The organism is Muricaecibacterium torontonense (assembly GCF_004793925.1).
Taxonomy (GTDB): Bacteria; Actinomycetota; Coriobacteriia; order Coriobacteriales; family Atopobiaceae; genus Leptogranulimonas; species Leptogranulimonas caecicola.
This window is the reverse complement of record NZ_SRYE01000002.1, coordinates 299,189-322,707: the sequence shown is the minus strand read 5'-3', so window position 1 is coordinate 322,707 and position 23,519 is coordinate 299,189. Positions and strand designations below refer to the sequence as shown.

Genomic DNA, 23,519 nt, shown 5'->3' with positions numbered 1-23,519 from the left:
AAAAAGCGGGCCCCCTTCTCCAAAAGAAGAGGACCCGCAAGCTCTTTATGAAAACTAAAAGCTAAGGCCTAGAGATAAGGCACCAGTTACTTGACGGTAACGGCAGCGCCAACCTTCTCGAGCTGCTCCTTGGCGGCCTCGGCCTCGTCCTTCTTGACACCCTCGAGGATGGGCTTGGGAGCAGACTCCACGAGCTCCTTGGCCTCCTTGAGGCCGAGCTTGGTGAGGCCACGGACCTCCTTGATGACGGCGATCTTGTTGTCGCCGAAGCCCTCGAGGATGACGTCGAACTCGGTCTTCTCCTCGGCGGGCTCAGCGGCGCCACCGGCGGCGGGCATAGCGCCCATCATGACGGGAGCGGCGGCGGAGACGCCGAAGGTCTCCTCGAGCTCCTTCACGAGCTCAGAGAGCTCCAGGGCGGGCATGGCCTTAATGGCCTCAATGATCTCATCTTTGGTGACAGCCATTGCTGATCTCCTTCTTAAGTAAGCGGGACACAGATGATGTCCCCCAACGAATGGGTCTGATTAGACCCCTGAAAGACAGTGCGGGCCAACCATGCGGTTGGCGTGCGGGCGCCTGATCGAGCAGACAGGCTAGGCAGCCTGCTGACCAGACTCTGCGTTCTCGGCGACAGCCGTGAGCGCGGTAACCAGACCCTGCATAGGACCGTTGCACACACGGGCGATACCGGTGAGCGGAGCAGCGCAAGCTGCAGCCAGACGAGCCAGCATTTCCTCGCGAGAGGGAAGGTCTGCGATGGCCAGCGCCTGGTCGGCGTTGATGGCCTGACCGTCAGAGATACCACCCAGGAACTCGACCTTGTTGAGCTCCTTAGAAGTGGTCTTGATGGCCTTGGCAGCCTCTACGGGATCCACGGCGTAGAACACGCAAGCCGTGGTGCCCTCGAGATATTCGTCGATATTGGGCATATCGTGCTCAGCCAAAGCGATCTTGACGATGTTGTTCTTGTACACCTTCATCTCGGCGTCGGCCTCATGAAGCTTGCGGCGAAGCTCCTGGGCCTCCTTTACGGTAAGGCCGCGATAATCGATGACAAACAGACCCTTGGAGGAGTCCAGGGAGTTGTTGACCTCCTGAAGCATCTCCACGTTTTTCTTAGACGGCATAGGTACACCTCCTTTATGGGCGGATCGGGCATATCCGTGCGAGCACGGGACCTCTCTGCTCCACAAAGAAAGCCCCGTCCGAAAACCAGACGGGGCCCCGAATGCGATGTATCGAGAACCACCTCGGCAGGCGGGATATCCCATTAAGCCGCAAGGGCGGCGCCGGCTGTCTCTGGCAGCGGACATGCGATGGCATGACGTTGCTAGTATGGACGTTTCTCACTCCCTGTCAAGCAAAAGCGATTCACAGCATCTCTGTTCACGGAGCTTCCACGAACCCTCAGCTCACAGATGCTTACAGGCTCCAACCTTGCCGAGAAACCCTTCCCACCCACCGGTATCCGCCTCCTGGGTGAGGGTTTCTCGGTAAAAAGAAAGCGCCCTGTGGTGAGCAGGGCGCTACACGTGCGATGGCGGGACGGCAAAGTGGCCGTCAGATGGATCCCTAATCCTCCAGGAGGTTGCGGATCATGGTGGGGTCGACCTTGACGCCCGGGCCCATGGTAGAGGAGAAGGCTACGCTCTTGACATACTTGCCCTTAGCAGAAGAGGGCTTGACGCGAATGAGCTCGGTGATGAGGGCGGCGTAGTTCTCGGTGAGGTCCTCGCAGGAGAAGGAAACGCGGCCCATGGGGACATGCACGATGCCGTAGCGGTCGGCACGATACTCCACACGACCAGCCTTGAGCTCGCTCACCATCTTGGCCACATCCATGGTGACGGTGCCCAGCTTGGGGTTGGGCATGAGGCCACGGGGACCCAGGATCTTACCAATGCGACCGACCTTGGCCATCATGGGAGGCGTGGCGATAGCGGCATCAAAGTCGATGTTGCCAGCCTGGATGGCGGCTACCAGATCGTCGCCGCCCACCACGTCGGCACCGGCCTCCTCGGCCTCGCGGGCCTTCTCGCCCTCGGCGAAGACGGCGACGCGCACAGACTTGCCGGTGCCATGGGGCAGGGAGATGGAGCCACGAACGTTCTGATCAGCCTTACGAGTGTCGACACCCAGGCGAATGGAGGCCTCGACGGTCTCATCGAACTTGGCGAAGGAGAGTTCCTTCACAGTCTGCATGGCAGACTTGGGGGTGTAGAGGCGGTTCTCGATCTTGGCCTCTGCGTCGCGATACTGCTTTCCGTGCTTGGGCATAGGAATGCCTTCCTGTGGTCAACGGGCGCAATGGCGTCCTCCCACATCGTTGCTCTGCGGTCTGCAGAGCCGCGCATCTGAGGTGCGCTACAGGACAAAGAGTTCCCCTTGATGAGGCTACTCGGCGATGGTGACGCCCATGGAACGGGCGGTGCCGGCAACGATACGCTTGGCATGGTCGATGTCGTTGGCATTGAGGTCGGGCATCTTGATCTCAGCGATCTTGGTGAGCTGCTCGTCGGTGAGCTGGCCGACCTTGTCGCGCTGAGGGACGGAAGAACCGCTCTTGATGCCCAGCTCCTTCAAGATGAGCTTGGCTGCGGGAGGGGTCTTGCACACGAAGTCGAAGGTGCGGTCTTCGTAGACAGAGATCTCCACAGGGATGATGTCGCCAGCCTGATCCTTGGTGGCAGCATTGAACGCCTGGCAGAACTGCATGATGTTGACCTGGGCAGCACCCAGGGCGGGGCCTACCGGAGGAGCGGGGTTGGCAGCGCCAGCGGGGATCTGAAGCTTGATGAACTTAGCGACCTTTTTCTTAGGGGCCATCGTTAGTGCCTTTCGTACGTTGTTGCAATGCTCTATCCAAGATGCCCCACAGAAGCGTTTCTCACCAAAACGAAGGACATCAAAGAAGCCTTGTAGTCATGCCTAAGGCGCCAGGGCATCCTCGCGCCTTAGGCAAAGCTATGATTAGTGGATGATAGACACCTGGTCGGCATCTACTTCCACCGGAGTCTCGCGCCCAAAGATCATGACCATGACCTTGAGCTTGCCAGTCTCCGGATTGACCTCGGATACCGTACCATCGAAATCTGCCAGGGGGCCAGATTCCACATGGACCGCTTGACCGGGCTCAAAATCAGTGACGGTACGACGAGGAGCTGCTTCGCCCTCCTTGGCGCCATGGCCCATCATCTTTTTGAACTCGGCGCGAGTAAGAGGCGCGGGCTTGCCGTCAATGCCCACGAAGCCGGTCACGCCCGGGGTGTTACGCACTACAGACCAGGAATTGTCGTCTGCCTCCATGCGCACAAGCACGTAACCCGGGAACACTTTGTTCTCCTTGGTCTCGCGCTTGCCGCCCTCCTTGACCTCCGTGACCTCCTCTACGGGGATCTGGATGTCAGTCACTTGACGGCCCAAGCCATAGGACTCGATTCGACGTTCAAGGTCGTTCTTGACCTTGTTCTCGTAACCGGAGTAGGTGTGGATGACGTACCAATGCTTGGCCATGTTAGCCCCTCAAGCCAGAGAAGCCGATAAGGGCAGCCACAACGCCAGAATCGATGAGCCAGGTCGCAACGCCAAAGATCATCAGGATCACAATGACAGCCACTGTGTAGCTCTTGAGATCGGCAGGAGTGGGCCAAGAGACGCGGCGCATCTCTGAGCGGACATCGCCAAAGTAGTTGCGCACACGCTGGAAGAAACCAGGCTTGCCGCTCTTCTTCACAGCCTTAGTGCTCGTATCCTTGGCGGGGGCTGCAGGCGTCTGGTTTTGCGCCAGGGTCTGAGCCTCGGCGCGCTGACGCTCAGCCTGACGTGCCTTACGAGCAGCTCGCTTGTTGCGCTCCTTGTTTGCCATGGACGGCATCCTCCGAGAATCAGTGTAGACAGATAAAAAAACCGGCCCGTCCCTTGAGGGAGGGCCGGTGGTAATAGCTGGCAGGCCAGGTAGGACTCGAACCCACAACAAACGGTTTTGGAGACCGCCGCTCTACCATTGGAGCTACTGGCCTGTGAGTGACCCTCTTATCTTAGCGGGTCTCTTTGTGCACCGTGTGGTGACCGCACCAACGGCAGTACTTCTTGAGCTCCATACGCTCAGGATGAGTGCTCTTGTTCTTATAGGTGGTGTAGTTGCGACGCTTGCAATCGCTGCAGGCGAGGGTGACGAGAGTACGCATGAATAAGTCCTTCCAGAGGTGCAGGCCGCGATGAGCATGCAGAGCCACGGCGCGAGTGATTACGCTACCATCATTGCGACGGTCCGTCAATGGTAGATAGTGCGAAATCCATCGATACACGGATTGGCCGCAATTGACCCTCCTCTAGAGGGCGTGTGGCGCAGCCATTAAAAAGCCCGACGCATCTGGAAAAGATGCGCCGGGCTCACAAAAATCAAAGAGAGAAGTTACTCAATGATGGTGGCAACACGGCCGTCGCCTACGGTGTGGCCGCCCTCGCGGATAGCGAAACGCAGGCCCTCCTCCATGGCGATGGGGTGAATGAGCTCGCCGGTAATGGTGACATGATCGCCAGGCATAGCCATCTCGACGCCCTCAGGCAGGGAGATGTTGCCGGTTACGTCAGTGGTGCGGAAGTAGAACTGAGGACGATAGCCATCGAAGAACGGGGTGTGACGGCCGCCCTCCTCCTTGGTCAGAACGTAGACCTCAGCGGTGAACTTCTTGTGAGGGGTCACAGAGCCGGGCTTGCAGAGAACCTGGCCGCGCTCGATCTCCTCGCGCTTAACACCACGGAGCAGGATGCCCACGTTGTCGCCAGCCTCGCAGAAGTCCATGGACTTGCGGAACATCTCGATGCCGGTGGCCACGGAAGAAGAGGTGGGCTTGATGCCAACGATCTCGACAGGGTCGTTGAGACGCAGCTGACCGCGCTCGACACGGCCGGTAGCAACGGTGCCACGGCCAGAGATGGTCATGACGTCCTCGACGGCCATCAGGAAGGGCTTCTCGTTGTCGCGGGCAGGGGTGGGAATGTAGTTGTCCACCTCGGTCATGAGGGCACGAATCTGCTCGACCCACTTCTCCTCGCCGTTGAGGGCGCCCAGTGCGGAGCCGCGGATGATAGGCAGGTCGTCGCCGGGGAAGTCGTACTCGGACAGGAGGTCGCGGGTCTCCATCTCGACCAGGTCGATGAGCTCCTCGTCGTCAACCATGTCGCACTTGTTGAGGAACACGACGATGTAGGGCACGCCCACCTGACGGGCAAGCAGGATGTGCTCGCGGGTCTGAGCCATGGGGCCGTCGGTAGCGGCGATAACCAGGATGGCACCGTCCATCTGAGCTGCACCAGAGATCATGTTCTTGATGTAGTCAGCGTGGCCAGGGCAGTCCACGTGAGCATAGTGACGATTCTCGGTCTCGTACTCAACGTGAGCGACGGAGATGGTAATACCACGCTCGCGCTCCTCGGGAGCCTTATCGATGTCCTCGAATGCGGTGAAGTTTGCCTTGCAGCCAGGGGTCTCGGAGAGAACCTTGGTGATAGCGGCCGTCAGCGTGGTCTTGCCGTGGTCGACGTGGCCGATAGTGCCAATGTTGACATGCGGCTTAGTACGCTCAAACTTCTCCTTGGCCATGTGAGTTCCTCCTTCTGGAAACAGGGTTCTCTGTTTCGCAGCCAATGATGCCTAACTTTATATGCCTAACGGCACGCGCCTAGAAGGCCCGTGCCGCTTGAACGCTGGTAGCGGTGACTGGATTCGAACCAGTGACGCCGCGGGTATGAACCGCGTGCTCTGACCAACTGAGCTACACCGCCGTGCTTGAAATGGAGCCCGCGACCGGATTCGAACCGGTGACCTCTTCGTTACCAACGAAGTGCTCTACCGACTGAGCTACACGGGCATGGTGGGGATACTTGGACTCGAACCAAGGAACCCAGAGGGAGCGGATTTACAGTCCGCCGCAGTTGCCGCTGTGCCATATCCCCAAGTTTTCAAGCAGTGCAAGGCTCGCGGCCCTGCAACGCGGAAAGAATACTACGACCTACGGAGAAAGATGTCAACGTATTCCCCTGAGCCGGGCGTATCCCTCCCATTAGTTCTTCACAGGTGGCATAAACCCCCAGGTAAACGAAGTGCCCACACTACCTATTTAGGGTACTGTGGGCACGCAATTGCCTGGAGCTGATGACAGGATTCGAACCTGCAACCGGCTGATTACAAGTCAGCTGCTCTACCGTTAGAGCTACATCAGCGACACGGAAGACATTCTAACCCAACCTTGCCCAAGGCTCTACCGTCGCCAAGAACCCAATCTGGCTCTGTTGTTAGCCTTCTAGCTTTTTCGTCTGCCCAAAAGGGCATCTAGTTTGGCGCGCGTGGCTGGATCTATGCGATCTGCCAAGGTCATCTTGGATAGAGAGCGCTCTTGGCGCTCTGCCTCGATGCCAGCGTTCATCACTTGCACCTCATGGACCATCATTCGGCTGGACATGCGGGTGACACCCGCTCCTTCCACCGTGGCTTGAATGGTGGCGTCACCGGTCACCACGGTGACAAGACGCCCTGTTTCGCGGGCTTGGGTCACCAGCTCTTCAATGACAGAGTCTGCAGACACCCCTCGCCGAGAAAAGACAACCCTCACCCCTGCGGCTCTTGTCTCCGGCCTCTCGTCGCTTTGGTTGTTGGCGCCGTCATAGACGATCACGGGGTCAAAAGAGCCTTGAGCAAAGGCAGCCACGTCGGCCAGGAGCGCCTGGCGCGCCCGATTGAATGGATCATTTCCCAGACGGCTCTGAGGAGCCTCTTTGTCGAAGAGCGCCTCATAGCGAGGGTCTGCATAGAGCACGTTGTAGCCATCTACCACGAGCAAAGGTAAAGATGAGCGCTTAGCCATTGATCTTCTCGGCCGCCTCAAACGAGCCGATGCCCGTATCGTCGCCCAGCGGATCAAAGGTATCCTGGGCCTTCGCCTCCTCGAGATCGGCGGTGTCGGCGCCTCCGGTGGTGCGACGCAGCCACTCGTAGGCCATGACCGTGGCCGCTTGGGCCACATTGAGAGACTCCACCTGGCCGCGCTGAGGCAGGCGGCAGGAGAAGTCGCAACGATCCATCACCAGGCGGCTCACACCATCGCCTTCAGAGCCCATGACCAGGCAGAAGCGACCGCCCATGGGGGCGCTCCACAGGGTATCAGCAGCGTGCTCTGAGGCTGCTCCGGCCCAGAACCCAGCTTCCTTGAGGCGGTCCACCGCCTTGGCGATATTGGGCACTTGGGCGATGGGCACATGGAACACGGCCCCTGCAGAGGTTTTATAGGCTCCCACTCCCACCGAGGCAGCGCGGTCTCGAGCGATGATAACGCCGGAGGCGCCCACGACCTCGGCAGAGCGGACGATAGCCCCCAGGTTGCCTTCGTCCACCACGTGGTCGAGCACCACTACCAAGGCGTCTCCATCGCCGGCGGCAGCGACAATGTCCTCGATGTCTGCATAGGGAAAGGCTGCGAGCTCCACCATGATGCCTTGGTGGGCGCCGTGGCTCGACAGGCCGTCCAACCGAGCTTTGGACACCCGGTCCACACGGATGCCCTCGGCCTCAAACTCCGCCGCCATGCGCGCCAGCTTGGGGTCTTGGTTGCCCTTGCTCACCGCAATGAGCGCCCGTTTGATAGGGATATTGGCTGCCAGCACCTCGTCCACCGCGCGACGGCCTTCGACCAAGTTCTTGCTGTCGACAGAGGAGATGCGGGGGCTGTTGCTTCCCTTGGGCCCCCGGGCCGAGAAACCCTTGCCGCCTCGACCTGCCTTATTTGTGCCCTTCTTGGGAGAGGCAGCCACTTTACCGGCGATGCCCGCCTTACGGCCGTCCGGGCTTCGCCACTGGCGGCCGTCCTCGCTGCTCCAGGCTCTGGTTCCTTGCGGCTTGGAGTTCTTTTTTGAAGACCCAAAACCCTGGGCGCGACCCGAGCGGCCAGACTGGGCTCCTCGAGAGCCTCCGCGTCCTTGCGTGTGCTGTGCCATGACTATCCTTTCGACCCGCGCCGATGCCTTGACGCTCCCCCTGCCTGCCCTCAAAAGCCGTGCCTCCCAAGAGCTCCTCTTGAAGGCCGGCAGAAAAGTGAGCCTGTTTAGGCCTGCTGACGCGTAATACGCGTACCGGCAGCCGTATCCTCTACTACGAGACCCAGCGCGCTGATACCGTCACGGATAGCATCGGCCGTCGCCCAGTTCTTCTCCTGGCGCGCCTGTGCGCGGGCTTCAATGAGCGCAGATACCGCTTCTGTAGGGTCATTACCCTCATAGCCGGCCACCTCGCGGGCCAGTTCGACAACTTCTAAAGGATATTCATCATCGGCGGGGCGCACAGACTCTACGCCCAAGACGCCCAGAAGCTCGATGAGAGTATCCATGGCCCGCAAGGTCACCGAGGTGGAGACCTGGTTTTTCGCCTGGTCAAGATAGGTGTTTGCCTTGGTGGCCAGCGCAAAGATGGCAGCCAGTGCCGCCGAGGTGTTGAAATCGTCGTCCATGGCGCCCACAAAGGCTGAGCGCGCCTCGTCGATGGCTGCGGCCAACTCTTGCACAGCTTGGGCATCTTGCCCAGAGGCGTCCTCGGATTGCTCGGCGGCCCACTTGAGGTTCTTGACGGTCCCGCGCAGACGCTCCAGGCTCTGGCAGGTGCCCTCAAGCCGGCTGAAGGAGAAATCCAACGGCGAGCGATAGTGGGTTTGCAGCATCAGCAAGCGCAGGGCGTCGGCGGGATAGCGGTCCAGCACCTCTTTGAGGGTGTAGAAATTACCCAGCGACTTGCTCATCTTCTCACCGTCCACCCTCAGCATGCCCGTGTGCATCCAAAGATTGGCCAGCGGCTCATGCCAGCAGGAGGTGGCCTGCGCGCATTCGTTCTCATGATGCGGGAAGATAAGGTCAGAGCCGCCGCCATGGATATCGATGGGAGTGCCCAAGTAGCGATGGACCATGGCCGAGCACTCGGTATGCCAGCCAGGACGCCCAAGCCCCCAAGGAGATTCCCAAGCCGGTTCGCCAGGTTTTGCGGCTTTCCACAGCGCAAAGTCCAGAGGGTCGTTCTTATCGGTATTTTCTTCGATGCGAGCGCCCACCAAAAGCTCATCGACATTGCGGCCCGAGAGATTGCCGTAGGTTTCGCAGCTACGTACCGAGAAGTACACGTCTCCGTTGTCGGCAGAATAGGCATGTCCCTGATCGATGAGGCCTGAGATCATGTCGATCATGGCGTCGATCTCTTGGGTGGCACGAGGGCGGATGTCGGGGGCAAGGACGCCCAGGCGGTCCATCTGCTCGATGAACGCGTCGGAGTAGGTGCGGGCCAGCTCGGAGGCAGAGACGCCCTCCTCGGAAGCTCGTTGGATGATCTTGTCGTCAACGTCGGTGAGGTTTTGGGCGAAGGTCACCTGATAGCCCTTATAGATGAGGTAGCGGCGAATCACGTCGAAGGACAGGAAGGTGCGGCCGTTGCCAATGTGAATCTGGTCGTAGACCGTGGGGCCGCAGACATACATGGAAATATGATCCGGCTCGACGGGCACGAGCTCCTGCTTCTTGTGAGTCTGGCTGTTGTAGATGAGCATGGCTACTCCTTGGAGGCGTCGGCATCGTTTGCCTGTGCCTTTGGCTTTTGGGCTGTTTGGGATAGTACCGCATCCGCTAAAGGCGCGGCGGCCGAACCGGATTGGCGCAAGGTCGTCTTTGAGGTCTCAAGCTTCGTTGGCGGCTGGGGAGACTGAGCGCGCAGTTCCGCCACTTCTTCCTCCAGCTGAGCGATGCGTGCGCTCAGGATGTCCATGGTTTGCTCGACAGGGTCTGGCAGATAGGAGCGACGACGGCCGTCGTTGGCGGCAGCGCCTCTGTGAACCCGCACGCCGCAACGGGTGGTGATATGGCCGGGGATGCCCACCACCGTGCAACCTTCCGGCACGTCTTTTACCACCACGGCACCGCCGCCCACCTTGGAGTCGTTGCCCAAGGTAATGTCGCCAAGCACGGCAGCCCCCACGCCTACCGTCACACGGTCGCCCAACGTGGGATGGCGTTTGCCCGTCTGCTTGCCAGTGCCACCCAGAGTCACCCCCTGATACACCATGCAGTCATCGCCGATGATGCAAGTCTCGCCGATAACGATGCCCATGCCATGGTCGATGATGAAACGGCGCCCAATGGTGGCTCCCGGGTGGATTTCCACGCCAAAACGGTGACGGGAGAGCGTAGAGAGGCACCGGGCCAAGAGCCGGTGGCCATGAGTCCAGAGCCAATGCTGGCGCCTATAGGCCCAGATGGCCCGCATGCCCGGAGAGTTAAGCAGGATAGAGACGGTTGAGGTAGCGGCGGGATCATGAGCGCGAAAGGCTTCGATATCTTCTTTTAGTCGAGCAAACAAAGGAGATCCAATCGTTAGCAGGGACGGCTTTCGAGAAGGCACACCGCCCAAGCCTCCATACCCTCTTCACGGCCCACAAAACCCAAACGCTCTGTGGTAGTGGCTGCGAGACCCACAGAGTCGACGGGGACCTTGAGGGCGCCTGCCATCGCCTGGCGCATGGCCTGACGATAGGGAGCCAGCTTAGGAGCCTGGGCGGCGATGGTACAGTCGCAGTCCAAAAGCTCATAACCCAGGGCGCGAACCCGATCCATCACCTGGGCGAGCAGTCCCAAGGAATCGGCTCCTTCATAGGCGGGGTCCGTGTCAGGGAACAGCTGCCCGATATCCCCTAGCCGCGCTGCCCCGCAGATCGCATCCATCAGGGCATGAACGCATACGTCGGCATCCGAGTGGCCCAAAAGCCCCCGCCCGCAAGGAATGGCGACGCCTCCCAACACCAGGGGGCGGCCCTCTTGGAATCTATGGACGTCGTATCCATGGCCTATCCTGAGCATCTAGCACACTCCTCTGAGACTTCGGGCTCCTAGCTCTGCCTCGATAAACGCAAAATCATCTGGCACAGTGAGCTTGGGATTGATGCGCTGGGCACTTACCAATGCTACCGATAAACCCATGGCCTCCACCACCGAGGCGTCATCGGTCACCGAGAGTCTATGGTAAGCGGCCTGCCGATAGGCTTCGCGCAGCAAAGGCGCCCTGAAGAGCTGGGGCGTCTGGGCGCTCCACAGGCAGGAGCGGTCTTGGGTAGACTCGATGATCCCGTCGTGAGCCCGCTTGATGGTGTCTGTGACAGGCCAGCCGGCAATGGCCCCGGCCAAATTCTCATCCTGCCGCACGCGTCGAGCCACTGCATCGAAGGTCTCTGGGGTGGTGAGAGGACGCGCCCCATCTTGCACTGAGATGAAGGGGATTTGCGGCGACACGCACATAATGCCCGCCTGGCAGCTTTCTTGACGGGTGGCGCCACCGTCCACCAGCGTCACCGGATGGGAAAGATCGAGAGCTGCCACTGCCTCAACCATGGCGAGGCGATCTTGCGGACGGCACACCAAGGTAAGGGATAGGGTGGATTGGGCCTTATCGGCAGCTAAAAGCGACCAGGCCACCAGAGGGCGTCCTGCGATGGGGACCAGCGCCTTGCCTCGGGGATCGCCAAAGCGCTCCCCTGAGCCACCGGCCACTATAACCACCGCCACGTCGCTTTGGGCCCCGCATACTTTGAGGTGGCAGGCACTAGGGGCCGTCTGGCAGAGCCCCATGGCTACTCCTTTCGACCCCACATGCGGTAAAGGCTGTCGGCCAAGATGCCGGGCTTTTGGACGCCAATGTCGTCTAGGCGGCTTGGATTGTTCTCGATGTCGTCCATGAGCTCTTGGAGGTTGCCATACTCGTCGACGATCTTGTCGGCCATACCCTCGCGCACCACCGAGATGCGGGAAAGGGTGCGCAGGCCCAGAGGCGCCATGATGGAGTCCTCGTTGAGCCCCTCGTAGCCCAATAGCGTGCCCACCTTTTTGGCGGAGTGAAGCGAGGAGGCTTCCACGTTATGGAAGAGCTCGCGCACCCTGAGGGCGTTTTCCTCGGAGGAATCGTGGGCGTAGTCGCGGATCATGAGGGTGTATTCCTCATCCATATCGCCCACCAGCTGCTCGCGCTGCATGGCGATGGTGCGGCCCTCGGTGCCCAGCTGGTCGATGAGGTCGTCCAGCTCTTCTGTGGCCACCATGAGCACCTCGAAGTAGAAGAAGATCTTGGAGATGTCTGCCAGGGTGACATAGTTGTCCAGCTCAAGGGTGGTCAGGCGCAACAGGTTGCGGTCAAGCGACTGGCGCGTGGTTTGAAGGGTCACCAGCAGCTGGTTGACCATGGTCATGAGCTCTGCAACGGTCTTGATCTCGAAGGAGCGGCCTCCTAAAAACACGTTGACCACCTGCCTGCGCTCGGAGACCGAGATCACCATGGCATTGGTAAGCAAGCTCATGCGGGCTGCGGTACGGTGACGCATGCCCGTCTCGCTGGTGGGCAGCGAAGGGTCGGGGTTCAAGTGGAAATTGGCCCTTAAGATTTGGGTGAGGTCGCGATCGATGACAATGGCGCCGTCCATCTTCGAGAGCTCGAAAAGGCGGTTGGCCGTAAAGGAGATGTTGAGCGGGAAGCCGTCGTTTCCTGCCGCAAGCACCGCCTCTTGATCGCCCACGCAGATAAGAGCGCCCAGGCGACCGGCGATGATCATGTCGAGCGCGCGTCTCAGAGCGGTGCCAGGGGCCGTTTCTCGCATGGCGCGCTCCATGCGTTGGTCTAGGGATTGCGTTTCTTGATGCTCGCCCATAACTCACCCTCTTCTGCCTATGGCCGCCCGCTGGCAGCCTTCGCCCTCGGCGCTGTTCTTACCCTAGCAAAGCCGGAGCCTCTTAGCGGCCCGCGACCATAAAGAAAAAAGCGCTCGCCCCACACAGGCGAGCGCTTGAAAGACTTGGGGCTTAGGCGCCGGCCTCAGCAGAGCCGGTACCCGCAGCGATGGGTCCTCGACGAGAAGAAGCGGAGCCCGAAGGCAGGCTCTTGGGGCCTGCCGAAAGCTCAGGGGCAGGGATGTCGCCGGTGCCGTGGGTAAAGGAGAGCTTATGGCCCTCTTCATCAAAGTCCACCAGGACGATCTCCCCTGCCGACCAGCCACCCTCCAAGAGCTCTTCGGCCAGAGGGTCCTCGATGAGGGTTTGGATGGCGCGGCGCAAAGGACGGGCACCATAGACGGCATCGGTGCCCTCTTGAGCCACAAAGTCGCGAGCAGCATCCGTGAGCTCGATGGACATGCCCTCCATCACCAAGCGTCGACGAAGGTCGGCCACCATGAGATCGACGATCTCGCGCAACTGCTCCTTGGAGAGCGACTTGAAGACCACGATCTCGTCCACACGGTTCAAGAACTCCGGACGAAACTGACGCTTGAGCTCGGCGGTCACCCGCTGTTTGATATCGGAGTCGGAGAGCCCGGCGTTGTTGCCAAAGCCCATGGGCGCGGTAGTGGCGATCTCGCGGGCACCGATGTTGCTGGTCATGATGATGACGGTGTTGGAGAAGTCCACCTTGCGACCCTGCCCGTCGGTGAGACGCCCCTCATCCAGGATCTGCAGCAAGATGTTGAAGACATCGGGATGCGCCTTCTCGATCTCGTCGAACAGCACCACCGAGTAGGGCTTGCGACGCACGGCCTTGGTGAGCTCGCCGCCCTCGTCATAGCCCACGTATCCCGGAGGCGCGCCCACCAGCTTGGAGACGGCGAACTTCTCCATGAACTCGCTCATGTCGAAGGTGATCAGCGCGTCTTCGCTGCCGAAAAGGAATTGCGCCAGGGACTTGGCGAGCTCTGTCTTGCCCACGCCGGAGGGGCCTAGGAAGATGAAGGAGCCGCCAGGACGGCGCGGGTCTTTGAGAGGCGAGCGGCTGCGGCGGATGGCTCGAGCCACAGAGGACACGGCCTCCTCCTGACCTATCACCCGCTCGTGGAGGACCTTCTCGGCACGGAGAAGCTTGGAAGCCTCTTCCTCGGTGAGGTTGGAAACCGGCACGCCGGTGATGAAGCTCACCACGTCGGCGATGTCTTGAGCACCCACCTCGACGCAGACTGAGTCCAACTCCTCGTGCCACTTCTCTTCCAGCTGCTCGCGGCGCTCTCCCAGCTCCTTCTCCTTGTCGCGGAGAAGAGCGGCCTGCTCGAACTCCTGGGCCTTGGCAGCCGCGGCCTTCTCTTCTTTGATGCGTGCCAGCTCAGCATCGCAGGCCAGGATCTCCTCGGGCACCACCACGCGGTGGACGCGGGTGCGGGCGCCGGCCTCGTCGATGACGTCGATGGCCTTGTCAGGCAGGAAGCGATCCTGGATGTAGCGGCTGGAGAGCACGGCAGCCGAGGTCAGGGCCTCGTCGGTATAGCGCACATGATGGTGCTTCTCGTAGCGCTCGCGCAGCCCCTCGAGGATCACCACAGTGTCTGCCACAGAGGGCTCGTTGATGTAGACCGGCTGGAAGCGGCGCTCGAAGGCTGAGTCCTTCTCGATGTGCTTGCGGTACTCGTCGATGGTGGTGGCGCCAATGACCTGGATCTCCCCGCGAGACAGGGGCGGCTTCAAGATGGAGGCGGCGTCGATGGAGCCCTCGGCAGAGCCGGCGCCAATGAGGGTGTGGATCTCGTCGATGAACAGGATGTCGTACTGAGACTCCATGACCTCGTTGACCACATTCTTAAGGCGCTCTTCGAACTCACCGCGGTATTTGGAGCCGGCCACCAGCGCAGCCATGTCCAGCGTCCAGATTTGCTTGTTGCGCAGGACCTCGGGCACCGCGCCGTTGGCGATGAGCTGAGCGAGCCCCTCGGCAATGGCAGTCTTGCCAACACCGGGGTCGCCCAGGATGAGCGGGTTGTTCTTTTGGCGGCGTGCCAGCACCTGCATAACACGCTCTACCTCGGAGTCGCGGCCAATGACCGGATCCAGCTTGCCCTCCTGGGCAGACTTGGTGAGGTTGCGGCCGTACTCTTCAAGCATGGAACCATCCACGCCGGAGGGACCGCCCATGATGTCAGATCCCGTACGCACATCTGCCATGGCAGGGCGGCTACGAGGATCGGGGTTCTCGTTCATGAGGCTGTTGACGGCGTTGCGCACGGCATCGCCGGAGACGCCCATGCGAGAGAGGGCCTCCATAGCCACGCCGTTACCTTCGCGCACGATACCCAGCAGCAGGTGCTCGGTAGAAATATAGGTTTGTCCGCGAGAGATGGTCTCGCGGTAGGCGCCCTCAAGCACACGCTTGGCACGAGGGGTGAAGGGGATGTGCCCGCCGGGCACGGGCTCGGCCTCGCGGCGGGTAATCTCGCGCACGATGGCCATGGTCTCGTCATAGGACACATCTAAGCCTGCCATGGCCTGGGCAGCGATGCCGTCGCCCTCTTTGATGAGGCCGAGCAGCAGGTGCTCGGTGCCCACATACATTTGGCCCAGTTCGCGCGCCTCGTCTTGAGCGAGGCTCATGACCTTGCGGGCCTTCTCGGTAAACTTGTCAAACATAGAGGTCGGGCCTCCTTTTAGTCGAAAATCTCCGGCCGCATGTGCGGGAAGGGCAGCACGTCGCGGATGGAGGGTTGATCGCATAGCAGCATGGCCATGCGGTCCATACCAATACCAATGCCACCGGTGGGCGGCATGCCGTACTCGAGAGCACGGACGTAGTCGTGGTCGTATTCCATAGCCTCGTCATCGCCGGCTGCCTTGGCAGCTACCTGGTCGGCGAAGCGAGACTCCTGATCTACCGGGTCGTTGAGCTCGGTAAAGGCATTCGCGTACTCGTGGCCGCAAATCACCAGTTCGAAGCGGTCCGTCAGGCGAGGATCGGAAGGCTTGCGCTTGGCCAGAGGCGACACCTCGACGGGATAGTCGCAGACAAAGGTGGGGTTCACGATAGTCTGCTCTACCAACTCGTCATAGAGGTTGAACAACAGTTTGCCTGCGCCCCACGAGGGCTCCCAAGCCAAGGAGTGCTTGTCATTCTCGGCACGAAGCTCTTCTAAAGAGCTGTCGATGGAGAGCTCGCGACCGCACACCTCGCTTACCAGCTCGGCCATGGTAGCCGAGCGCCAGGTGCCAGAAAGATCGACCTGGGTACCCTGGTAGACGATCTGCTCGCTGTCGCAAATCTCATGGCAGGCAGCCTTGAAGATGCCTTCGGCCAGTTCCTTCATACCCTCGATGTCGCTATAGGCACGATAGGCTTCCAGCGTGGTGAACTCGGGGTTATGGGTTTGGTCCATGCCCTCGTTCCTAAATTGGCGGCCAATTTCGTAGACGCGGTCCATACCGCCCACGATGAGGCGCTTCAAGTGCAGCTCGGTGGCGATGCGCAGGTAGAAGTCCATGTCCAGCGCATTGTGGTGGGTGATGAAGGGACGGGCATTGGCCCCGCCCAGGGTGTACTGCAGGATGGGGGTCTCCACCTCGTAGTAGCCCTCGCCGTCCATATAGCGCCTCACTGCGGCGATCATGCGAGAGCGCTTCTTGAAGGTCTCCAGCACATCCGGATTCACGATCATGTCGGCGTAGCGCTGACGATAGCGTGTCTCTTTATCCGAGAGGCCGTGGAACTTCTCGGGAAGAGGACGTAGGGCCTTGGAAAGCATCACCAGGCTGTGGGGCGCCACAGAGAGCTGGCCGCGGCGGGAGCGCATCACCGGCCCGGTAACTCCAATGATATCGCCCAGGTCCACCGTCTTGAGCAGCTCCCAGTCTGACTCGGAGAGGTTGTTGACGCGGAAGAACAGCTGGATCTGACCCTGGCGGTCCTGCAAGCTCAAGAAGGCGATCTTGCCCTGGTTGCGAATGGCGCGCACGCGGCCAGCCATGGTTACCACATCGTCGGTGAACTCGCCGTCAGGCAAGTCCTTATAACGCACTTCAAGATCTGCGGAGAACGCGGTGGGCTCAAAGTGCGACGGATAAGGACTCACTCCTGCATCCAGCATGGCCTGACGCTTGGCACGGCGCAGCGTGCGCTCGTCGGTGGTGGTTTGGGTGTCCGTATTCTCAGCCATGGTTGCTCCTTGATGGTGGAGGGATTAGTGAAGTGCCATTAACGCAAAGCGCCTGCCCCAGGTATTCCCAAGACAGGACGCTCACACCTATGAATTGCTATCAGATTAGAGGCGCTCGATATCCTCAATCTGATAAGTCCTGGTCATACCGTTGGGAGAGGTGACAGTCACGGTCTCGCCTTTGGAGTGGCCGAGAAGGGCCGCGCCTACCGGGGACTCCGTTGAGATCTTGTGCTCCAACGAATTGGTCTCTGTGGTACCTACGATAGCCAGGGTGAGCGTTTTGCCTGAATCCTTGTCAAGGACGGTGACCTTGGAGCCGATAGACACCATGTCGCCCAGTGCAGAAGACTCGATGGTGATGGCGTTGGCGAGAATCTGGCGAATCTCATTGCAACGAGCCTCATTGCGAGCCTGCTCCTCTTTAGCGGCGTCATACTCTGCGTTCTCGGAGAGGTCGCCAAAGTCTTTGGCCGTCTTGATAGCCTCAGTGATCTCCTTGGCATGTTCTCCTTCGCGCCACGCAAGCTCATCTACGAGTTTCTGACGGCCTTCGGGAGTGAGCTGGACCTGAGAAGTAGCCACGGGCAAAACCTTTCCTTAGTAAGACACAACACATAGGGGCAACGCCGGTTACCCAAGGCCCTATGATACTCGGGCCATGAGAAGACGGGGGCCTCTTCAGAGATTCCCCGTCTTCTCAAGATAATGCACTAAAGGGCGCTCAGGCCTGTGTGGACAAAGCAAAAGAGCCAGTTACTCCTGGTCGTCCTTGTCCTCATCCACCACGTCGACATCCTCTGCCTCGATCTTCTTGGGATCTTTGGCGTCCTTGGAGTCTTCGCTCTCCATGCCCTCGCGAATGTTCTTGACGGTCTTGCCCAGAGAAGCACCGAGCTTGGGGAGGTTCTTGGGCCCAAAGATGACCAGAACAATGACGAGGATGATGATAAGCTCTGCCGGACCCAAACCACCTAACATGGGGACCTCCTAGATAGTGAGCCGCGCATCTCTTAAGAAGTCAGCGGCAGGTGAGTCAAACGAATTACTCGGAAGAGTATAAGCGCCATTCATTGAAATCACAAACCCACCACCAGTCCCCTGAAATAATTCTGCACATCACTTCATCAACAGGCCTGCTTTTCTTTAAGGCTTCTTATTCATTTCTTTTTTATTAACGATACTCCTCCCCTCTTTATCCCTCGCCCCAAGCTGCGCACAATGCCTACCTAAGCAAAGGCGCACACCCGCCTATGACAAAGGGTCATTTGCGAGGAGCCTTGGTTAAGGAGTAACGCCCATGTTCGTAGCTGCCGCCCTCATTATTAGCAACCTAATTATTAGCTAGCTCGGGGTGCAGCAAGCTCGCCCCGGGCTCATCTGGGGCGGCTTTCACTGAGTACGAATGTTATAAGCCGCTGGGTATCACCGGGCGGCTTTTTTCATGGCCACCCGCAGCGGAATCGGGCGTGTCGCGCCGCATTAAGAAAGGGTTGGTTTTTCTCATGAATGGATTAGTACTCGTAGTTTTAGTGGCGGTGGCGTTAGCTGCCGGCTACCTGCTCTATGGTCGATGGCTCGCTCACACCTGGGGCGTAGATCCCGACGCTCTCACCCCCGCACGCCGCATGGAGGACGGACAGTCCTACACTCCCGCCTCTCGTTTCACCGCCTTCGCCCATCAATTTAGCTCGATCTGCGGCGCAGGACCCGTTACCGGCACCATCGTGGCCATGATGTTTGGATGGCTCCCTGTGCTTCTTTGGGTGCTGGTAGGCGGCGTGTTCATGGGCGCAGTCCATGACTTTGGCGCCCTCTACGCCTCCATGAAGAACAACGGCAAATCGCTGGCTCAATTGCTAGAGAAGTACGTTGGCCGCACAGGTCGCCGCCTCTTCCTTCTGTTCTCCTGGCTCTTCTGCATCATCGTCATCGCTGCCTTCACCTCTATGGTGGCCGGCACCTTTGCCACCGTCGATGGTCCTGATGGCCTTGTAGACTTCACCCGCTCCTATGCTGGCGGCGTCGCAGGCACCATCTCTGTGCTCTTCACTTTTGTAGCCATCGCCTTTGGTTGGGCGTGCCGTCGCTTCTCCCTCACTGGCGTCAAGCAGTTTGCCTTGGGTTGCGCCCTTATCCTTGGCATGTTCGCCGCTGGCATGGCTATGCCTATCTATCTCAACACCGTGGGCTGGGTAGCTGTAGTCATGGTCTATCTGGTCTTTGCTGCGGCCATGCCCATCCAAACGCTCAAGCAACCCCGCGACTACCTCACCGTCATCATGATGATGGCCATGATCCTCTGTGCAGTTGCTGGCATCGCAGTGCTTGCCTTCAACGGTCAAGCCACCATCACTGCACCCATGATCGTAGACGCCGCTACTTTCGACAAGCTTGCCGAGAATGGCAACTACATCTTCCCCGTGCTTTTTGTCTCTGTAGCCTGTGGCGCACTCTCTGGCTTCCACAGCCTCGTATCTTCTAACACTTCTTCTAAACAGCTCGCTAACGAGACTGACGCTCTTCCCGTTGGCTTTGGCGCCATGGTCATCGAGTCTTTTGTAGGCGTTCTGGCCATCGTGGTCGCCGGCATCATGTTTGGCGACATGAACACTGCCGGTACCGGCGCTCTCAATGCAGGTGTCGCAAGCACCCCCTTCCAGATCTTTGCTGCAGGCATTGCTCGCGGTATGACCGCTATGGGCTTCGACAACACCGTAGCTACCGTTTTCATGACCATGAATGTATCTGCATTGGCACTCACCTCTCTTGATGCGGTGGCCCGTATCGCCCGCACCTCTTTCCAGGAATTCTTCTTCGAGGACAAGGAGACCGGTGAGGTAACTGTCCCCACTTCTCTGGCTGGACGCGTAGTGACCAATGTCTGGTTCTCCACCTTCCTCACCCTCGCCTTCGGTTTGGCGCTCACCTTTGGCGGATACCTCAACATTTGGCCCCTCTTCGGAGCCTCCAACCAGCTCTTGGGTGGCATGACTATGATCTGCCTGGCCGTCTTTTGTAAGGCCACTGGCCGTAAAGGCTGGATGCTCTATGTGCCCGTCGCATTCCTGCTGGTATGCACTTTCACCAGCTTGGGGCTCTCTGCGTGGGGCTGTGTTACCGCTCTTGCCGCCGATGCAAGCTTCGCCACTCTTGCCACCAAGGGACTCCAGTTTGTTTTCGCTGTGCTTTTGATGGTGCTGGGCGTCATTGTTGCCCGCCACTGCCTAAGCCAGCTGGTTCACTGCGAGCCTGGCTCCAAGCCCGACGAGGCTCCCCTGTGGACTGAAACCGGTCGTCGCAATGTGGTCTCCCAAGGTCTCGCTTCTCATGAATCTGAAGTGGTCCCCGCAACCGATAGCGAGTAGCACTCATCCGAATAGCTCTCTAAGACCGCATTAACAAGAGACCCCCTAGGTGATTCTCACTACCTAGGAGGTCTCTTTGTGTCTCAATCGTCCTGAAGGACGGTGGGCGCCGTTCCTAGACAGCCATGTCGTCCTCATGAAGTTCGCGCTCAGCTTCCTCGGCTACATCGCGAGGATAGCCGATAAGGTTCTCTTCTTCAGGCACATCCGTAAGAGAAACCTCGTCCCAAGCCTCTTCCTCCACTGCATGAACCACAGTAGGCGTTGCCACAAAGACCACGTAACGAGAGATCACATAGACCACCAGGGCCGTTGCAATGATGGTCTGAATCACTGCAATGACTTCCATGGGTGCAAATGCGTTACCAGAGAGCGCGAGCTCTCCTGCCAACAGCTGGCTGGCCATAGCAGCGATTACAAAGGGAAAGGTAAAGGCAGCAAAGCTGGGATAGAACTGGCGACGCAAGCAAAGCACTGCATTGACCGCAGCGATCACATACATCAGGCAGGCTACGCCCCAAAGGGCCACCAACAGAGGAAGGCTTGCAGAAGGGGCGGAATTAATTGCGCCCACGATGCAAAGATTGAAAGGGGCTGCATAGATGCATATCAGGGGCAGTGTGGCTTCAGGACGGCCACGACGTGCCAGATAGCTGACAGTGACCAGCACCACCAACACCAGCAGAGCGATGAGCGCAAACCAGAACACGCCTTCGCCAAAAGCAATGAAACCAAAGGCAGGAGCGGTTACCGAAGCCACTGCGAGGCCCACGTAGGCGATGAACCAAGTCGCAAATACTTGATCAAGCTGGAAGTGGACCACAAAGCGCCAGGTAAAGAATGCGATAAGGGCCATATGCGCTCCAACTGCAGCACCCCAAATGACGGTTGCTACAGGACCCCACCAAGGTACCACCACCGCCATGAGCTGCATGATTGTCATGGGGAATGTGCCAGACACCGATGCAGAAATGGGGTTTTCCATATTCTCATGGAAGAAGTCAGACACCATCACGCATTTTGCTACTAACAAAGCCAGCATCAAAGCGGCTAGCGCGGCGCCCACATAACGGATTCCAGGAATAAATCCATTGAGCAGGTTGCCGAGAGCTATGGTACCGAGAGCCACTCCACATATAGGAAACGGGATCCGTTCGATAGCGTCCTTAAACATTGAAGCTCCTTCTCGCACCGATCCATTCAAGGGCCGATTGTCTTCGAACGCATCGATACATCTCTGTTGACGAAGGAAGCTATACCCCTTGTTCCACCCCGGGTATCTGGGGACTACCTGGCAGAAGGTCATAGGGCATGCCATGACAGAAGGGGTAGGCAAGGATACAGATAAGTGGAATCCACATTGCAGCTCCTTCAAAAATCGAAGGTGAAAATACGCAGAAGAACACCAGGGACCGCACTCCATAGAAGAGCGCACGCATCGCTCCTTTACGCTTTTTAGTCTCACAGCTCATGCGGATAAAAGAACCACCCAAGGTCGATCCTCCACGGGTCACCGGCACCAGCAGCTCAAAGATGACAAGGCAGATCCAGAAAGTAATCCAAGCTATATCGTCTGCTTTAGCCAGGGGCAGATATCCAGATAGTCCATGGCTGGCTAAGGTGAGCTGTGGCTGAGCTCCCATCATTTCTACTAAGCCATGGCGCTCGAGTATGTAGATCAGAGCAGCATAGAAGCCCACAACCAATAGGGAACAAATCTGGCAAAGACCAAAATCGATGATGGCTGCTATGCACCGACGAACAAAGCTGGGCTGATACGTAATCGGCGGCACCTCATAGGCAGATTTTGGCCGGATGACTCCTACCAATCGGGCAAAGCCCAGGCCCACTAAGGCACCCAAGGTATTTGACATAAGGTCGTCCACGTCGAAGGTGCGATAGGCATAAGGGTAGAGCCCAAAAAAGCCTGTAAGCTGCGCCGTCTCAATAAGCAGGGAAACTGCAAAGCCAGCCAAAAGTACCTTTGGCCACCACCACTGCAATCCCCTGCCAAGCATGTAGCCCAACGGCACAAACAGCGCCACGTTAGCAACTATTTGAAAGATAGCTCTTACCCCGTCTTTTTGAATGTCACCAATGAATGCAAACGGATTTAGCTGAGGGGCAACGCCGTAAGTAATGCCCAAACCAGAGCTGCCTTGAGGCATGGGATATAACGTGAAACAACCGAGTCCAAGCGCATAGAGAACCGCAAGATAGCTCCAAACTAGAGCCGAAAGCGTGAGTCGGCCGCAGCGATGGTAAATCAGTGCCAAAACCGGAATGGTAAGAAGAGCGGATATGAACGGCCATAGGGTAATAGCCATTCGAAATGGGCCAGAAAATGCATGAAGCATAGGGCGACGCCTCTCTGCATAGAATTCTTCTAAGAAAAGCTGCTATAGACAGACAGTCTTAGGTATCCTCGCAAAAGAGACTTTTAGCTTCCATGGATCTTCGTGACATCTAACTGACGTTTTTGAAAGCCTTGAAGATCTTACCCTCCCAATCAGCGCTCTTTGCCAAGACCTCGCTTCGCATATCCCTATCGCCTGGAAGCTCTATCGCTCGGAAGGTCGTACGTGATCAAGCACATTCTCATGGACCAACAAGTCATGCTTAAACCTCGTGCCACCCGCATAACCGGTGATTGATCCATTTGCCCCTAGAACACGATGACAGGGATACACCAGCGGTAGCGGATTGCGTCGCAAGGCCCCTCCAACTGCCTGCGCAGCCATGCGCCCACCGCGCTCTTCCTCCCATTTGCGAGCCAATTGTCCATAGGTGACAGTAGTGCCTTGGGGTACTTCAGCCAACGATTGCCACACCCATAAACAGAAAGCTGTTGCATCTTCCGGCCATTCCACCTCTACCAAAGCCGACGAGGGGCCGTCCCCTTGAATATAGGCATCAAGCCATGCACCAAATCCACCAAAAGAAACTGGCTCCTCGTTGCTATCGACCGGCTGCATTTTAGTGACTTCTTGGCCTAATACAGCCTTCTCTTGGTCAGAAGGCTCCCTCAGAAGCACTGCACTGAGCTTATTTGCCCCCACTGCAGTCACAGGGCCCCAAGGAGTATCGAACACTTGCCAGTACTTGATGCGGTCTTGATTCATTGTCCCTCCTTAACTAGGTAACATGCTATTAGGACACATAATCGAACATATGTTCGAAT

Annotated in this window: 23 protein-coding genes and 5 tRNA genes; 1 reads left to right on the top strand and 27 read right to left on the bottom strand. The window is 58.6% G+C overall.

Annotated elements, in window-relative coordinates; genetic code table 11:
* Nucleotides 1–86: 86 nt before the first annotated feature.
* The 24 genes from rplL to tatA form a co-directional block, all read right to left on the bottom strand.
* A complete protein-coding gene (rplL, locus tag E5334_RS04360; protein ID WP_136012371.1) occupies nucleotides 87–467 on the bottom strand; it encodes a 50S ribosomal protein L7/L12 in 381 nt (126 codons plus the stop codon).
* Between the two features lie 129 nt (nucleotides 468–596).
* The gene (gene rplJ, locus E5334_RS04355) at nucleotides 597–1,130 is read right to left on the bottom strand and encodes a 50S ribosomal protein L10 (RefSeq protein ID WP_136012370.1); all 534 of its coding nucleotides are present in this window, start codon (nucleotides 1,128–1,130) and stop codon (nucleotides 597–599) included.
* A gap of 445 nt (nucleotides 1,131–1,575) precedes the next feature.
* Nucleotides 1,576–2,280 carry a 50S ribosomal protein L1 gene (gene rplA / locus E5334_RS04350; protein ID WP_136012369.1) on the bottom strand — a complete coding sequence of 235 codons (705 nt, stop codon included), beginning with the start codon at nucleotides 2,278–2,280 and terminating at the stop codon, nucleotides 1,576–1,578.
* Nucleotides 2,281–2,397: 117 nt separating this feature from the next.
* Nucleotides 2,398–2,829 (bottom strand): 50S ribosomal protein L11, encoded by a 432-nt coding sequence (rplK, locus tag E5334_RS04345; protein WP_136012368.1) that lies wholly within the window; start codon nucleotides 2,827–2,829, stop codon nucleotides 2,398–2,400.
* 144 nt (nucleotides 2,830–2,973) lie between these two features.
* On the bottom strand, nucleotides 2,974–3,516 hold the full coding sequence (nusG, locus tag E5334_RS04340) for a transcription termination/antitermination protein NusG (protein ID WP_136012367.1): 543 nt from the start codon (nucleotides 3,514–3,516) through the stop codon (nucleotides 2,974–2,976).
* A 1-nt stretch (nucleotide 3,517) separates the two neighbouring features.
* On the bottom strand, nucleotides 3,518–3,868 hold the full coding sequence (gene secE / locus E5334_RS04335; RefSeq protein ID WP_136012366.1) for a preprotein translocase subunit SecE: 351 nt from the start codon (nucleotides 3,866–3,868) through the stop codon (nucleotides 3,518–3,520).
* A 78-nt stretch (nucleotides 3,869–3,946) separates the two neighbouring features.
* Nucleotides 3,947–4,022, bottom strand: a tRNA-Trp gene (locus E5334_RS04330).
* 18 nt (nucleotides 4,023–4,040) lie between these two features.
* Nucleotides 4,041–4,190: a 50S ribosomal protein L33 gene (gene rpmG, locus E5334_RS04325; protein WP_136012365.1), complete on the bottom strand. Its 150-nt coding sequence runs from the start codon at nucleotides 4,188–4,190 to the stop codon at nucleotides 4,041–4,043.
* Nucleotides 4,191–4,417: 227 nt separating this feature from the next.
* A complete protein-coding gene (gene tuf, locus E5334_RS04320; RefSeq protein ID WP_136012364.1) occupies nucleotides 4,418–5,608 on the bottom strand; it encodes an elongation factor Tu in 1,191 nt (396 codons plus the stop codon).
* A 105-nt stretch (nucleotides 5,609–5,713) separates the two neighbouring features.
* Nucleotides 5,714–5,790: transfer RNA gene (locus E5334_RS04315), tRNA-Met, on the bottom strand.
* Between the two features lie 10 nt (nucleotides 5,791–5,800).
* Nucleotides 5,801–5,876: transfer RNA gene (locus tag E5334_RS04310), tRNA-Thr, on the bottom strand.
* A gap of 1 nt (nucleotide 5,877) precedes the next feature.
* A tRNA-Tyr gene (locus E5334_RS04305) sits at nucleotides 5,878–5,961 on the bottom strand.
* A gap of 191 nt (nucleotides 5,962–6,152) precedes the next feature.
* A tRNA-Thr gene (locus E5334_RS04300) sits at nucleotides 6,153–6,228 on the bottom strand.
* An 80-nt stretch (nucleotides 6,229–6,308) separates the two neighbouring features.
* A complete protein-coding gene (locus E5334_RS04295) occupies nucleotides 6,309–6,869 on the bottom strand; it encodes an NYN domain-containing protein (protein ID WP_265592072.1) in 561 nt (186 codons plus the stop codon).
* Complete coding sequence (gene rlmB, locus E5334_RS04290) at nucleotides 6,862–7,995, bottom strand: 23S rRNA (guanosine(2251)-2'-O)-methyltransferase RlmB (protein WP_275438924.1); 1,134 nt, start codon at nucleotides 7,993–7,995, stop codon at nucleotides 6,862–6,864. Before rlmB ends, E5334_RS04295 begins: the two co-directional genes overlap by 8 nt.
* Nucleotides 7,996–8,102: 107 nt before the next feature.
* Nucleotides 8,103–9,584, bottom strand: coding sequence for a cysteine--tRNA ligase (gene cysS, locus E5334_RS04285; protein WP_136012363.1), 1,482 nt, complete (start codon nucleotides 9,582–9,584; stop codon nucleotides 8,103–8,105).
* 2 nt (nucleotides 9,585–9,586) lie between these two features.
* Nucleotides 9,587–10,390, bottom strand: a complete 804-nt coding sequence (cysE, locus tag E5334_RS04280; RefSeq protein WP_136012362.1) for a serine O-acetyltransferase — start codon at nucleotides 10,388–10,390, stop codon at nucleotides 9,587–9,589.
* A gap of 14 nt (nucleotides 10,391–10,404) precedes the next feature.
* Nucleotides 10,405–10,887 carry a 2-C-methyl-D-erythritol 2,4-cyclodiphosphate synthase gene (gene ispF / locus E5334_RS04275; protein WP_136012361.1) on the bottom strand — a complete coding sequence of 161 codons (483 nt, stop codon included), beginning with the start codon at nucleotides 10,885–10,887 and terminating at the stop codon, nucleotides 10,405–10,407.
* Nucleotides 10,888–11,652 (bottom strand): 2-C-methyl-D-erythritol 4-phosphate cytidylyltransferase, encoded by a 765-nt coding sequence (gene ispD, locus E5334_RS04270; RefSeq protein ID WP_136012360.1) that lies wholly within the window; start codon nucleotides 11,650–11,652, stop codon nucleotides 10,888–10,890. It lies immediately after the preceding gene.
* A 2-nt stretch (nucleotides 11,653–11,654) separates the two neighbouring features.
* Nucleotides 11,655–12,722 carry a DNA integrity scanning diadenylate cyclase DisA gene (gene disA / locus E5334_RS04265; RefSeq protein WP_275438923.1) on the bottom strand — a complete coding sequence of 356 codons (1,068 nt, stop codon included), beginning with the start codon at nucleotides 12,720–12,722 and terminating at the stop codon, nucleotides 11,655–11,657.
* Between the two features lie 151 nt (nucleotides 12,723–12,873).
* A complete protein-coding gene (locus E5334_RS04260; RefSeq protein WP_136012359.1) occupies nucleotides 12,874–15,453 on the bottom strand; it encodes an ATP-dependent Clp protease ATP-binding subunit in 2,580 nt (859 codons plus the stop codon).
* Nucleotides 15,454–15,470: 17 nt separating this feature from the next.
* Nucleotides 15,471–16,970 (bottom strand): lysine--tRNA ligase, encoded by a 1,500-nt coding sequence (gene lysS, locus E5334_RS04255; RefSeq protein WP_136012358.1) that lies wholly within the window; start codon nucleotides 16,968–16,970, stop codon nucleotides 15,471–15,473.
* Nucleotides 16,971–17,075: 105 nt separating this feature from the next.
* Entirely contained in the window at nucleotides 17,076–17,555 is a 480-nt protein-coding gene (greA, locus tag E5334_RS04250; protein WP_136012357.1) for a transcription elongation factor GreA, read from the bottom strand.
* Between the two features lie 171 nt (nucleotides 17,556–17,726).
* Nucleotides 17,727–17,951 carry a twin-arginine translocase TatA/TatE family subunit gene (gene tatA, locus E5334_RS04245; RefSeq protein WP_136012356.1) on the bottom strand — a complete coding sequence of 75 codons (225 nt, stop codon included), beginning with the start codon at nucleotides 17,949–17,951 and terminating at the stop codon, nucleotides 17,727–17,729.
* A 524-nt stretch (nucleotides 17,952–18,475) separates the two neighbouring features.
* Here tatA and E5334_RS04240 point away from each other — a divergent pair.
* A complete protein-coding gene (locus tag E5334_RS04240; protein ID WP_136012355.1) occupies nucleotides 18,476–20,338 on the top strand; it encodes a carbon starvation CstA family protein in 1,863 nt (620 codons plus the stop codon).
* A 115-nt stretch (nucleotides 20,339–20,453) separates the two neighbouring features.
* Here E5334_RS04240 and E5334_RS04235 read toward each other — a convergent pair whose 3' ends face one another.
* From E5334_RS04235 to E5334_RS04225, 3 genes are all read right to left on the bottom strand, one after another.
* Entirely contained in the window at nucleotides 20,454–21,512 is a 1,059-nt protein-coding gene (locus tag E5334_RS04235; protein WP_167604295.1) for a TDT family transporter, read from the bottom strand.
* A gap of 79 nt (nucleotides 21,513–21,591) precedes the next feature.
* Entirely contained in the window at nucleotides 21,592–22,695 is a 1,104-nt protein-coding gene (locus E5334_RS04230) for a VanZ family protein (RefSeq protein WP_136012353.1), read from the bottom strand.
* 204 nt (nucleotides 22,696–22,899) lie between these two features.
* On the bottom strand, nucleotides 22,900–23,460 hold the full coding sequence (locus tag E5334_RS04225) for a methylated-DNA--[protein]-cysteine S-methyltransferase (RefSeq protein WP_275438922.1): 561 nt from the start codon (nucleotides 23,458–23,460) through the stop codon (nucleotides 22,900–22,902).
* Nucleotides 23,461–23,519: the final 59 nt, after the last annotated feature.